This window comes from Aquidulcibacter sp. (assembly GCF_044346625.1).
In the GTDB taxonomy this organism is placed as follows: Bacteria; Pseudomonadota; Alphaproteobacteria; order Caulobacterales; family Aquidulcibacteraceae; genus Aquidulcibacter.
The window spans coordinates 17,594-29,701 of sequence record NZ_JBIIYV010000040.1 but is presented as its reverse complement, the minus strand read 5'-3'; the positions used below and the strand labels follow the sequence as shown (position 1 = coordinate 29,701).

Sequence of the window (12,108 nt, the reverse complement as noted above, 5' to 3'; positions counted from 1 at the left end):
AGAGCCTTTGTAATATCAGCGGCTTTGTTGGGTATGGTTTTAACGCCAGCGCAGACCGGGCGGCCGTCTTGTAATTGTTTAAGCACGATGCTGGCTTTTGCGACGTCCGCACCAATGATGATGCGGCCCTCGACTTTCTCGTCGAGGACTATCAGGAATTTCGTGCGTGGGGGAGCCTGTAGGGAACGGAGGTGATTCCCGATGTCAGAGAAGAAGAGTTTACCCACGATAACGAATGAGGTTTTGGACCAGCTATTGGCGCAGGGAGATATCAAAGACGCCTTTGTGAGTGGCGGTTTGTTTGATGCCTTGAAGAAGGCGTTGGCTGAGCGTGTTTTGAATGCTGAGATGGATCATCATCTGGAGACTGATGCAGCTGAGCGACACGATAACCGGCGCAACGGGGTTGGCCGTAAGACGGTATTGACCGACACGGGGTCGATGGAGATCGCAGTGCCCCGCGACCGACAAGGCCGTTTTGATCCCCAGTTGATTGGCAAGTATCAACGTCGCTTTCCAGGCTTTGATGAGAAGATATTGTCGATGTATGCGCGGGGTATGAGCACGCGCGATATTCAAGGCCATTTACTTGAGATTTATGGCTTAGAAGTTTCGCCAGATCTGATCTCGACGGTGACAAATGCGGTCTTGGAGGAGGTCGGCGTGTGGCAAGGCCGGCCGCTTGAACCCACATATCCCATTGTTTTCTTTGACGCTATCAGGGTCAAAATACGCGACGAAGGGAGTGTCAAAAACCAAGCCATCCATATCGCCCTTGGCGTTCGCCACGATGGCCGCAAGGAGGTACTGGGTCTTTGGGTTGAACAAAATGAGGGGGCCAAATTCTGGCTCCGCGTCATGAATGAGCTCAAGGCACGCGGCACTGATGACATATTGATCGCGGTCGTTGATGGCCTCAAAGGTTTCCCAGACGCCATAAACGCCATCTTTCCCGAGACAATGGTACAAACCTGCATCGTCCATGTTTTGCGCAACAGCCTCGATTTATTGTCTTGGAAGGACCGCAAGCCTGTCGCCACAGCCCTCAAAGACATTTACCGCGCCACCAATGCCGACGAAGCTGAAAAGGCGCTGACGGCCTTTGAAGCAGGGCCATGGGGGCAACGATATGCCGCCATTGGCCAGATCTGGAGGCGGCAATGGAGCCAGATTATCCCTTTCTTCGGCTTTGGGCCTGATGTGCGTAAAATAATCTACACCACCAATGCGATCGAAGCCCTAAACGCCAAACTGCGAAGGGCCGTTCGCGCACGGGGCCACTTCCCAAGCGAAGAAGCCGCAACCAAATTATTGTGGCTGGTCTTGCAACGAACACAAAAAGACTGGACTATGGGGGCAAGGGAATGGTCAGCAGCTAAATCCCAGTTCGCCATCACGTTCGGTGAGCGCTTCATTCAGGCAGCCGCCTAAATGATAACCCGCTCCCCCACGCACGAAATTCCTGATAGTCCCCTCGTAATTGTTTGAGCACGATGCTGGCTTTTGCGACGTCCGCACCAATGATGATGCGGCCCTCGACTTTCTCGTCGTTCTGGATCATGTTTGCCTCGCTTTGGATTGTCTGCGGGCTTAGCCAAAAACTAGCCCAATCAAGTCAACAAGCTGTTCAAAGCTGGTGACGCTGGCAGACCTCGATGACAACGGGCCTCAAAGCCCGATCCCGGCACGGTCATACCAACGTCGGCAATTTGGTGGGCGGCCACCCACCAAATTGCCTAACCAGCCCAACCATACTTACACATCACAAACAGACAATCCCCGCCGAAGCGTGAGCTGCGAGCGGGGACCCCAAAGGACCGCGCAGCACTAGCTGAGCAAGTCAACGCGTCCAGATGCGCAGCTTGTGCTGCGCGCTCCAACTCCCCCGTTTGGTTGACGCCATCGGGGATGACATCACGCGCGGTGCCAATCTTCACGCAAGCTTCGCATAGCCATCACACGCCCGACAAGAAAGCGAGCGAGCCTCCCTAGTGTCAACCAAAGGGAGACATAACATGAGCGTTCAAGACGAAGAGATCGTAGCGGAATTCGAAGAAATTGCTGCAGCCCACGGCGACGAGCATGTCGTGATGGAAGACGAGCCAGAGGCCGAAGAAGAAGACCTCGAAGACGAGGAACATGAAGAAGAAGAAGACGAAGACGAAGACTAAGGTCTAGTCAAAAACGGCATCCCCGCCGAAGCGTTAGCGCAGAGCGGGGACCTTGGTGGTTTATGCAGCACAGGGTCCCGGATCGGCTAACGCCGTCCGGGATGACATCGTGGCGGCAGTGGCTGAATGCCCTAACTAACCGTCAAATCTCGATCTTGCAGCAAGGCTTCGACGCCTGGCGCGCGGCCACGGAAGGCGATATAATTGTCCATCGGATCGGCTTGGCCGCCGCTGGCAAAGATGAAGTCTTTTAGCTTCTTCGATGTCGCAGGATCATAGACATTGCCAGCATCGACAAAGGCTTGGAACGCGTCGCATTCCAGCACGGCGGCCCAGATGTAGCTGTAATAGCCAGCCGCATAACCACCTTCAAACGTATGTTTGAAATAGCCTGGGCGATAGCGCACAACGATTTCTGGGATGGAGCCGATACCAGACAAAATCTCGTCCTCCCAAGCATCCACATTGGTGGGGGCTGGGCCTTCGATCATGTGCATCTTCATGTCCATGATAGCGGCCATCATGAATTCGCTGGTCGCCCAGCCTTGGTTGAAATTCTTGGCCGCAATGATCTTATCCACCAAGGAGCGGGGGATGACTTCGCCCGTGGCGTGATGCTTGGCAAATCGTGTTAGGATCTCAGGCGTCGTTACCCAATGTTCCATCAACTGGCTTGGGAATTCGACAAAGTCGCGTTTCACGCTTGTGCCCGATTGGCTGGGATAGGTCACATCCGACAACATGCCGTGCAGGGCATGGCCAAATTCATGGAATAAAGTGATGACATCGTCGAGGCTGAGCAGATTGGGCTGACCTGCTGGCGCCTTCGTGTAGTTACAGACATTGTACACGACCGGCTTAATGTCGCCGATCAAACGCTGTTGATCGCGGAAACTGCTCATCCACGCGCCTGATTGCTTGGTTTGGCGGGCAAAGAAATCGCCATACCACAAGGCCATCGGCTTACCGGCGGCGTCTGAGACTTCATAGACAACGACATCAGGATGCCAAGTTGGCACGCCGGTGACTTTCTTGAACGTGATGCCAAACAAACGTGTCGCATGCCAATGGATCGCGTCGATCATATTGCCCAGCTCGAAATAGGGCTTGGTCTCGGACTCATCGACATCGAATTTGGCCTTGCGGACTTTCTCCGCATAATGCCACCAGTCCCAAGACTTGAGCGGGCCCTCGAGGCCATCGGCGGCGGCCAATTCTTGCAGCATGGCGCGTTCGCGTTTGGCGGTGGCTAGCGAAGCTTTCCAGACACCCATCATCATGTCCATCGCCACTTCTGGCGTTTTGGCCATTTTGTTATCGAGCTGGAAATGCGCAAACGACTTAAAGCCTAACAGCTTGGCCCTTTCATTGCGCAGATTGACGATCTCTGGGATCAGCGGCCGATTATCGCTTTTGCCTTGTGAGCCACTGACGGCCATCCAGCCTTTTTGGACGGCCTCGCGCAGATCGCGCCGGTTCGACATGGTCAAGAAGGGCTCAAAGCTTGAACGCGACAAGGTCACCACAGCCAAGGCATCAATCTTACGCTCTTTGGCTTCTGCAGCGGCGGCGGCGATAAAGCTGTCCGAAAGGCCCGCCAAATCTTCTTTGGTCTTCAAGGGCAAAGCAAAGCTAGACTGGTCTGCCAGCACATTTTGACCAAACTCAACCTGAAGCGTTGAAAGGCGGGCATCAATCTCTGTCACACGCTTTTTCTGGGCCGCGTTGAGCAGGGCACCACTGCGGACAAATCCAGCATAGGTGTCTTCCAATAGCTTGGTCTGAGGGCCGGTCAGATTTTGGGCGGCGCGACTGTCATAAGCAGCCTTTACGCGGGCAAAAATCTTTGGGTCTTGATTGATGGCGCTGGCATGGGCTGACAGCTTAGAAGACAGACTGCCTTCAATCTTTTGTATTGCCGGAGTGCTGAGCATGCCTGTCAGATTATAGAAAACCGTGGTGGCGCGGTTGAGATCTTGCCCGGCTTTTTCCATTGGGACGATAACCGTTTCAAAGGTGGCAGGGGTCTTTGCCGCCGAGATCACGTCAATGTCGGCGCGGCCACGAGACATGCCAATGTCGATCGCGGGTTCAAAATCGCTGTTTTTAATCTCGGCAAAAGGCGGCACGCCCCAAGGGGTATTCCACTTTGCCAGAAGCGGGTTTACCCGCGCAGGGGTTTTTGCTTTCGCTTTTGCGGCCAGTGCGGCCGAACCAGTAGTTAGGGTCAAGGTTGCGACACTCCCCGCCAAGAAATCTCTACGTTCCATCGTTTATACATCCCTCACGAAACAAGAAACCACATCTTTCGTTGGGCATATGGATGGGCCAAATTGTGCGCGGATGCACCCCAAGAACGCAATCATGACTGCAATTTAATCACGGAAACGTGATTAATCCTCAGCCGCGGGCAAACACCCGCAATTGGCCTGATTTAGGGTCTTGGGCGATACAGCGTTGGGCCGACGTTGGCAGCTTAAGGCAGACCACGGGCGCATCGGCTTGGCGAATGGCTTCATAGGTCTCGCGTGTAAATTCGCTGCGTGTTGGGCTTTCGCTGCCTTCAGCCCAAGCGGGATAGGCGGATGACTTTACCGCCTGAGCAGGTAACAGCGTCGTTAAGCGATCTCGAATTTGATCAGGGCTTGCGGTTGCTGGGATGCCAAAGTCGCGGGCCGGGGCCTGTAGCGTGTAAAGCGCGCGGCCTTCATTGGTCTCCAAGGTCACCCTGATGCTGCCAGACGCACAATCATTACCGGTCGCCATGATGGTCACGCGGTCGGCTGCCTTCCAAGACCGGATGGCGGTCGCTTGGCTTACCTTGACGTCACATTGGGGAACCGGGCTGCCTGCTGCCATGGCAGCGTCTGATTCAGCGCGCGGCCCTTCGCCACTCACTAGTGGGCCAGGGGTTGGGATCACCACTTCATTTGGGCCAGTTAGCGGCGGTACCGGCACGGCGGGCGGGGCTGGTGCTATGATGCTGGGGTCAGTGGAGAGGACTGCTTCTGGATCGGCCAGAGGATTATCTAAGCCGACTGGCCCCATGATCGCATTGGTGGGCGCACTGGCAAGGGGCTGATCCGGGGACAAAACAAATTTGCCGACCACGACGCCAAATCCAAACGACACAACAACTGCCAACGTCACACCAGAGGCCACAATCAATCGCACATCAAATCCCTTTACCTAGAAGCTTGGTTAATCGCTCTAGCCGCCGGATGCGGCAGAAAATGGGCAGGAGCGACATAAAATCAGCTGGATTTCAATAAAAACTGCCGCACACGTGCCCCAGGTGTTAACCCAGCAGCGGTCTCAACACATCGGGTGCGCTTTGGATGGCGCGCGTCGCGGCACGATACCCGGTCTCAACTGCGGCATCAAAGGCCTTCCAATCGCGCAGCTGGATCCCCGCCATATCTGGCACAATCAGCAAATCGGTCTTCTCGCGGGATTTCGCAGGGTCCAGCGTTGCGGTTGCCGAACGCATCAGCAATTCGGCAATGGGCGGGGCGGCGTGCAGCCCATGGCGGGTAATCCAACTAAAGAAACCTTCGGGCTTACGAAACTCGTCTGGATTCAAGGCGCGCTGACGGGTCACGTCTACCCCGATATTGGGTCCGCGATGGAGATCGATCATAGAGTTGATCGGGAAATTATCGAGGACAGCACCATCGACCAGTATGTCGTCACCCGACACTACAGGGGGCAGAATGCCCGGTAGCGCGATGGAAGCCCGCAGGGCGTCGCGCAAGACGCCGCTCCGGTGAAGCTTCGGCATGCCCAATGTTAAATTGGTCGAGAGGCAATAAAAGGAGCGTGGCATGTCTTCGATGAGAATATCGCCGAAATTCTTCAAAAGCCTTTGGTCCACCTTTACCCCAGAGGTCATGGCGACAACGGGCAAGACATAGTCATTCAAAGGATTGTCGCGGACGAAACTGTCCCAGATCCGCCGTTCAATCTCACCATCATCCCAGCCCAAAGCCACGCAGGCTGCAATCACCCCACCCATGGAGGTGCCGCCAACAAAGTCAAACGAGATACCGGTCTCACGCAGGGCGCGAACCACCCCAATATGAGCATAGGCGCGAGCACCGCCTCCGCCTAACACCAGACCAATCGAGGTACCTGATAGAATACGCGCCAGCATCATCACATCTTGGGGTTGATCCTGTCGCCAATGAAACAACCGCTGGCTCTGCGCAGCACTACTCCAAGCTTTGGAATTTGAGCCTTTGACGTCAACGACCGAGCGATCTTGCGGGCCAATCAAAATGGTGTCGACCAATTGAAACTGGCGGGCCGGGGACGAGCCTGCGGGGAGAATCATCTCAGGCGGTGGCGTATCGGCACGGCCAAATACCCAAAGCCTGTCTGCCTGCCGCAAACAAAGCTTCGTCCACCCGCCATCTCCTAGGTCAGCGGCCAGAAGGACGATATCATTCCACGTCTCGATTTCATCAAACCAAGAAGCTGTCTGTGTAACGGCTTCTGGGCCGACCACGACCGCCCGTTTGCCGAGTTTGGCGAGCGCATCCTTCAGCATGTGGGCGCGTTTGAGAATATCGATGGAGGGCGAAGCGGCTAAGAGCCCAAATACGCGTGGATCAGAGCGGGGATTGCGCCTACGGTTTTGGCGCGACCGGAACAGCATGGTTCGCGCCAGATTCTGCATCAATTGAGGATGACGGCGGATCAGGCGATTAAACGCGGCCCGATCTAACGCCAGTAGTTCGGTGTCCCGTAGTGCGAAAACAGACGCACTATGAGGCTCGCCCGCCACCAGCGCCATTTCACCGACAGGTTCGCCTTGACGAATATGGCCAATAAACTCGTTTGAACCATCGCTGCCACGCCGGAACGCACCCAACGACCCTGAGCGGACAAACCATAAGGTGTCAGCAGGCTCGCTCTCCAAAAATAGGGGCCAGCCGCCAGGTAATGAGTACCAAATTGCCGATTTTTCAACATCTTTGATCGCTGCCTGGCCAGCATCTCTCAGGAAAGGAATGGCGGCAAAGTCAAAGGGTATCATTGGAAATAACCGCCATAAAACAAAGTCCAACTATGTTTCATGGCGGCTCTCCTTGCAAAATTAGAATTTATAGCGCCCATGTAGGGTGACCATGGGCCAGTAACGTGCTGCGTCTAATTCATCTACGATTTTCGCGGTTTCAAGTGCCAGATCTGCCTGAAAGGCCGGATTGGACGCGATCAGGCCGGTCGACGTGTAAACCACTTGCGGATCGCCTTGGTAATAGACACCCGCTTCAAGTGCTGTTTCAATCGGGCCCAGTTCAAGTTTTAAGCCTGCACCAACAAAGTAAGCGATGTCGTCAAACGTCGCCTTGGTACTCAGCGTGCCGACTTGGGCTGGGGTATAGGTTGTGTTGCCGATCACGACATTGGTGGCAGGGGTCGCCACGAGGTCAAACTGGTTGTCATTGGCAAAGATGCCGGCCGTCAAATAGAAAGGCACGACTGGCGGACGGAAGTCAGCTTGCAAGCCATAGGAACCGAGCTTCATCGTGCCATCATAGGCAATGTCGTCAATCGTCTGATCGTAGCCATAGTCATAGCCCTGCGCCACGCCACGCAACACAAGGGTCGGTAGGATGCGAACACCGACTTCGCCCCCGACACCGTTGGTACCAGCACGCACGCCAACCCACGCGGGCTCAATTGCAAAAGCGGCCACAGGGGAAAGAGCACTCATCAGAGCTAAGGCAGAAAAGGCTGTCGTGATGATCTTCATAGGCTGTCCTCATATATTTTAAACACTGGCGGTCGGAGCCAAGCTAAAGGCACCAAAAGCCTCGCAAGGGGCATGTGGCACTGGCCCAGAGTGAGCCTATGTCTATGACATTGTGACAGAAGCCTGTTAAACGAGTGTCAACGCCCAATACGTGCGATAAAATCTGACTGTGGAGAGTCACTTGAGCCGTTTGACCAGTCGAATCGATTCTGCCTCGCCGGCATTCGCCCGCAACCAGGAAAAGATGGCGGGCCTTGTGGAGCAATTGCGCCTCCTTACCAGCCGCTCTGCTTTAGGCGGGTCAGAGGAATCCCGACAACGCCATGAAAGCCGTGGTAAATTGCTCCCCCGCGCTCGTGTTGAGGCGCTCCTTGATCCAGGTAGCCCGTTTCTGGAACTGTCGGCTTTGGCGGCCAATGGGCTTTATGGGGAGGATATTCCCGGTGCTGGCTTGATTACGGGTATTGGCCATGTCTGCGGTCGTCCGGCGATGATTGTGTGTAATGACCCGACCGTCAAAGGCGGAACCTATTACCCCATGACCGTCAAGAAGCATGTGCGGGCGCAAGAAGTGGCGATGGAAAACCGTCTGCCTTGCATTTATCTGGTCGATTCTGGCGGAGCAAACTTGCCCCATCAGGCAGAGGTCTTTCCAGACCGCGATAATTTCGGTCGCATTTTTTACAATCAAGCCAATATGAGTGCGATTGGCTTGGCCCAGATTGCTGTCGTCATGGGCTCGTGTACAGCCGGTGGAGCCTATGTTCCGGCGATGAGCGATGAGACCATCATCGTTCGCAAACAAGGTACGATCTTCTTGGGCGGCCCGCCCTTGGTGAAAGCGGCCACAGGCGAAACCGTCACGGCAGAAGAGCTAGGCGGCGCAGATGTCCACGCCCGTAAATCCGGCGTGGCAGACCATTATGCAGTATCTGACGCCCATGCTTTAGAGCTGGCCCGCCAATGTGTGGCAACTTTGGACGATCCAGAAGGCCATATTCGCCGCCTAATATCACGCGCACCCGTGGAGTCTGAGGCAGAGCTTTACGGCATCATTCCAGACGATGTGCGCACCCCCTATGATGTGCGCGAAATCATCGCGCGGCTGGTCGATGGCTCTGAGTTCCATGAGTTCAAGAAGCTCTATGGTGAAACCCTCGTTACCGGCTTTGCCCATATTGATGGCTGGCCCGTCGCGATTATTGCCAATAACGGCGTGTTGTTTTCTGAAAGCGCGCAAAAGGGTGCGCACTTCATCGAACTCGCCTGCCAGCGCAAGATCCCGTTGCTCTTCCTCCAGAACATCTCGGGCTTCATGGTCGGTAAGGATTATGAAGCTGGCGGCATCGCCAAGGATGGCGCAAAAATGGTGACGGCTGTGGCCTGCGCCAATGTGCCCAAGCTAACCGTCGTGATTGGAGGCTCTTATGGTGCGGGCAATTACGCCATGTGTGGCCGTTCCTACTCGCCGCGCTTTCTTTGGACGTGGCCCAATGCCCGCACCAGTGTGATGGGCGGCGAACAGGCCGCGAGTGTGCTTGCGACGTTGCGCCGGGACGGTATTGAATCCAAAGGCGGTGCTTGGTCCGCCGAGGAGGAAGAAGCTTTCAAAAGCCCCATTCGGCAGAAATATGAAGAAGAGGGCGATCCGTATTATTCCACTGCGCGTTTGTGGGATGATGGTATTATTGATCCCGCGCAAACGCGGCGCGTGGTGTCTATGTCTTTGGCCAGTGTCGCAGGTGCCCCTATTGGACCACCACGTTTCGGTGTTTTCCGGATGTGATAGGCCGGATTTAAAAGGAAAAAACTCAGATGGTAGAATCAGACCAAAGCGCCGACCCCGTTCTCTTGCAGATTTCGCCCGATGGTGCCGCGATGGTCACATTGAACCGTCCGGACAAGAAGAATGCCTTCGACGAAGAGATGATCTCTTCTCTGATTGACATTTTTGAAACGCTGCGTGTGTCTGAAGGGGTCCGGATCGTCCTGATCAAGGGTGCCGGAACCACCTTTTGTGCTGGTGCAGACCTGGAGTGGATGCAACGCCAAGCCCGTCACGATGAAGAAGATAATGAAGCCGATGCGGTCGCCTTGGCCAAGATGCTGCTGGCTCTTCACAGCCTACCGCAATTGACGGTTGCCTTGGTTCAAGGTGGTGCCTTTGGCGGCGGTGCTGGCCTTGTTGCTGCGTGCGATTATGCGATCGCTCTTACCGGGACGCGCTTTTGCTTCACCGAAGTGCGCCTAGGCCTCACGCCCGCCACAATCTCTCCTTATGTGGTTGAAGCAATCGGGGCCCGGCAAGCGCGCGCCTTGTTTGCCACCGCCATGCCATTTGATGCCGAGCGCGCTATGGCTTTGGGCTTGATCCAAGAGGTCGCAAGTAACCTTGATGATCTGGCGAAGCGGGAAGAAAAGCTCGCCGATTTGGCCTTTACCGCAGCGCCAGAAGCCGTCCGCGAGGCCAAGCAATTGGTCCGCGATGTGGCAGACAAACCCATTGATATGAATCTTGCCCACGAAACGGCAAAACGTATTGCCAAGCGCCGCGCGAGCGCAGAGGGGCAGGAAGGTCTGGCCGCTTTTCTGGAGAAAAGGCCGCCTGCTTGGGCAAATCGGTCCTAGGTGGGTCTTGACCGCTTTCGACTGCGCAGTCAAAGCTAGGCTGGCGGGTGAGGGGCGATTATGGACGGCGCGGCAGAACTTAATCTTGAAAATTCAGGACCCTTGGCAGTTGATGCACCGTCTGGCAGGGCTGGAAAGCACCACAACGGCCTGATCGGCACAGCGTGTAAAAATTGTGGCACCATTCTAGCCGGCGATTATTGCCACGCGTGCGGCCAGACTGCCCATGTTCACCGCTCCTTCCTGCATGTGTTGGAAGAAGTCGTGCATGGGATCACGCATGTCGATTCCAAGACATGGCGCTCTCTGCCGATGCTGATCTTTCGCCCCGGAACGATGACGCGCAATTATGTGATGGGACACCGCAACCGCTATGTGCCGCCCGCAACTGTATTCCTAGGGTCGATCTTTGCCATGTTCTTGGCCTTCGCCTTTGTTGGAGGCCCGGGCTTTGTAAAGCATAATACCGAGACGACGGCTGACCGAATTAGCGCCTCACGTGACCGCATGACGACAGCTTTAGAAGATTTGAAAGAGGCGCGTGCGGACTTAAAGTTGGCGCGAGAGCAGCTCGCGGCGGAAAAGGCCAAGCCTATCGCCGAACAAGATCCCGTTGACGTTAAAAATGGACAGGAAGAAGTCAAAGCTGCTGCAACGGCCATTGAGGCGGTGATTGTGCGTTACCGCAACGCTGAACGTGATCTGACAAAGGCCTCTACAGAACTAAAGTCAGCGCCCGAAGCGGCTGAAGCTACTTTAACCAAAACATCGACACCTACTCCCGACGTTGTTTCGGAAGAGATCAAGGCAAAACAGCTCTCCGAATTAGAGGCCGAACGAAAAGCTGCTGCGGCATCAGGCGACCAAGTGGCCGTGGCCGCTGTGGATGCTGCCATCGCACTGGTGAAGGCTGCCCCCGCAGAGGCAAACAAAGGCGAAGCCAAGAATTCTACAGTTGAAGGAATGGACTTTCAGGCCTCTTTCGCCAAGTTCTTGAAGGAAGAAGTTCAAGTCGATACGCCTTGGCCAACTTTCAACAAAAAGCTCAAACAAAAGTTCGAAAATCCTGAGCTTTTTTTGTATAAATTGCAGAATACCGTCTACAAATTCTCATTCCTCTTAATCCCGATAAGCCTTCCTTTCATTTGGCTACTTTTGTGTTGGAAGCGCGGGGTGACTTTGTATGACCACGCCGTTTTTGCGCTTTACTCTTTGTCCTTCATGTCATTTTTATTTCTAGCACTTGCTTTGACATCGCATTGGGTTGACTGGTCCCACTATTCCGGATGGATCTTCCTAGCCGTGCTCTGCCACACCTATTTCCAGTTCAAGGGAGCCTATGCCCTCGGCTGGTTTTCAGCTTTGTGGCGAACGACAATTTTCGTTTTCGTATTTGCACCCATAGCTTTAGGCCTTTTCTTCACATCGATAATCATCTTAGGAGCCGTCGGCTGACCACAAGTCTTGACCAAGGTTAAGGGGTGGCCGAAGGTTACCCGCAACCAGTCTGAGAGTGAGTTTTAGGGACTTGTTTTACGGGCTAACAAATCT

Annotated in this window: 10 protein-coding genes and 1 pseudogene; 6 read left to right on the top strand and 5 right to left on the bottom strand. The window is 54.9% G+C overall.

The features are described from left to right. The first annotated feature begins 201 nt into the window (after window positions 1-201). Entirely contained in the window at window positions 202-1,431 is a 1,230-nt protein-coding gene (locus tag ACIQ20_RS10915; protein ID WP_395780217.1) for an IS256 family transposase, read from the top strand. Here the strand turns inward: ACIQ20_RS10915 and ACIQ20_RS10910 are convergent. Continuing rightward, complete coding sequence (locus ACIQ20_RS10910) at window positions 1,412-1,561, bottom strand: hypothetical protein (protein WP_395780215.1); 150 nt, start codon at window positions 1,559-1,561, stop codon at window positions 1,412-1,414. The two genes, ACIQ20_RS10915 and ACIQ20_RS10910, sit on opposite strands and share 20 nt — an antisense overlap. 454 nt (window positions 1,562-2,015) lie before the next feature. Here ACIQ20_RS10910 and ACIQ20_RS10905 point away from each other — a divergent pair, with 454 nt between their 5' ends. After that, window positions 2,016-2,171, top strand: a complete 156-nt coding sequence (locus tag ACIQ20_RS10905; protein ID WP_395780213.1) for a hypothetical protein — start codon at window positions 2,016-2,018, stop codon at window positions 2,169-2,171. A gap of 131 nt (window positions 2,172-2,302) precedes the next feature. Here the strand turns inward: ACIQ20_RS10905 and ACIQ20_RS10900 are convergent, their stop codons facing one another. The 4 genes from ACIQ20_RS10900 to ACIQ20_RS10885 all read right to left on the bottom strand — a co-directional run bounded on the left by ACIQ20_RS10900 (window position 2,303) and on the right by ACIQ20_RS10885 (window position 7,929). Continuing rightward, window positions 2,303-4,441: a M3 family metallopeptidase gene (locus tag ACIQ20_RS10900; protein ID WP_395780211.1), complete on the bottom strand. Its 2,139-nt coding sequence runs from the start codon at window positions 4,439-4,441 to the stop codon at window positions 2,303-2,305. Window positions 4,442-4,571: 130 nt separating this feature from the next. Then, entirely contained in the window at window positions 4,572-5,345 is a 774-nt protein-coding gene (locus ACIQ20_RS10895; RefSeq protein WP_395780209.1) for a hypothetical protein, read from the bottom strand. A gap of 124 nt (window positions 5,346-5,469) precedes the next feature. Continuing rightward, window positions 5,470-7,209, bottom strand: coding sequence for a patatin-like phospholipase family protein (locus tag ACIQ20_RS10890; protein ID WP_395780207.1), 1,740 nt, complete (start codon window positions 7,207-7,209; stop codon window positions 5,470-5,472). Window positions 7,210-7,269: 60 nt separating this feature from the next. Next, window positions 7,270-7,929: a hypothetical protein gene (locus tag ACIQ20_RS10885; protein ID WP_395780205.1), complete on the bottom strand. Its 660-nt coding sequence runs from the start codon at window positions 7,927-7,929 to the stop codon at window positions 7,270-7,272. Window positions 7,930-8,173: 244 nt separating this feature from the next. Here ACIQ20_RS10885 and ACIQ20_RS10880 point away from each other — a divergent pair, with 244 nt between their 5' ends. The 4 genes and pseudogenes from ACIQ20_RS10880 to ACIQ20_RS10865 all read left to right on the top strand — a co-directional run bounded on the left by ACIQ20_RS10880 (window position 8,174) and on the right by ACIQ20_RS10865 (window position 12,012). Further along, window positions 8,174-9,715 (top strand): carboxyl transferase domain-containing protein, encoded by a 1,542-nt coding sequence (locus ACIQ20_RS10880; protein ID WP_395780219.1) that lies wholly within the window; start codon window positions 8,174-8,176, stop codon window positions 9,713-9,715. A 29-nt stretch (window positions 9,716-9,744) separates the two neighbouring features. Then, complete coding sequence (locus ACIQ20_RS10875) at window positions 9,745-10,557, top strand: enoyl-CoA hydratase-related protein (RefSeq protein WP_395780203.1); 813 nt, start codon at window positions 9,745-9,747, stop codon at window positions 10,555-10,557. 60 nt (window positions 10,558-10,617) lie between these two features. Next, window positions 10,618-10,965, top strand: a pseudogene (locus ACIQ20_RS10870) (DUF3667 domain-containing protein); the annotation flags it as partial. 99 nt (window positions 10,966-11,064) lie between these two features. After that, the gene (locus tag ACIQ20_RS10865) at window positions 11,065-12,012 is read left to right on the top strand and encodes a hypothetical protein (RefSeq protein WP_395780221.1); all 948 of its coding nucleotides are present in this window, start codon (window positions 11,065-11,067) and stop codon (window positions 12,010-12,012) included. The last annotated feature ends 96 nt before the right edge of the window (window positions 12,013-12,108 follow it).

Bases quoted from the DNA above. Each gene is read 5' to 3' on its own strand.
- ACIQ20_RS10890 (WP_395780207.1), bottom strand. From the start codon at position 7,209: ATGATACCCTTTGACTTTGCCGCCATTCCTTTCCTGAGAGATGCTGGC.
- ACIQ20_RS10910 (WP_395780215.1), bottom strand. From the start codon at position 1,561: ATGATCCAGAACGACGAGAAAGTCGAGGGCCGCATCATCATTGGTGCG.
- ACIQ20_RS10865 (WP_395780221.1), top strand. From the start codon at position 11,065: ATGACGACAGCTTTAGAAGATTTGAAAGAGGCGCGTGCGGACTTAAAG.
- ACIQ20_RS10915 (WP_395780217.1), top strand. From the start codon at position 202: ATGTCAGAGAAGAAGAGTTTACCCACGATAACGAATGAGGTTTTGGAC.
- ACIQ20_RS10880 (WP_395780219.1), top strand. From the start codon at position 8,174: ATGGCGGGCCTTGTGGAGCAATTGCGCCTCCTTACCAGCCGCTCTGCT.
- ACIQ20_RS10905 (WP_395780213.1), top strand. From the start codon at position 2,016: ATGAGCGTTCAAGACGAAGAGATCGTAGCGGAATTCGAAGAAATTGCT.
- ACIQ20_RS10900 (WP_395780211.1), bottom strand. From the start codon at position 4,441: ATGGAACGTAGAGATTTCTTGGCGGGGAGTGTCGCAACCTTGACCCTA.
- ACIQ20_RS10875 (WP_395780203.1), top strand. From the start codon at position 9,745: ATGGTAGAATCAGACCAAAGCGCCGACCCCGTTCTCTTGCAGATTTCG.
- ACIQ20_RS10885 (WP_395780205.1), bottom strand. From the start codon at position 7,929: ATGAAGATCATCACGACAGCCTTTTCTGCCTTAGCTCTGATGAGTGCT.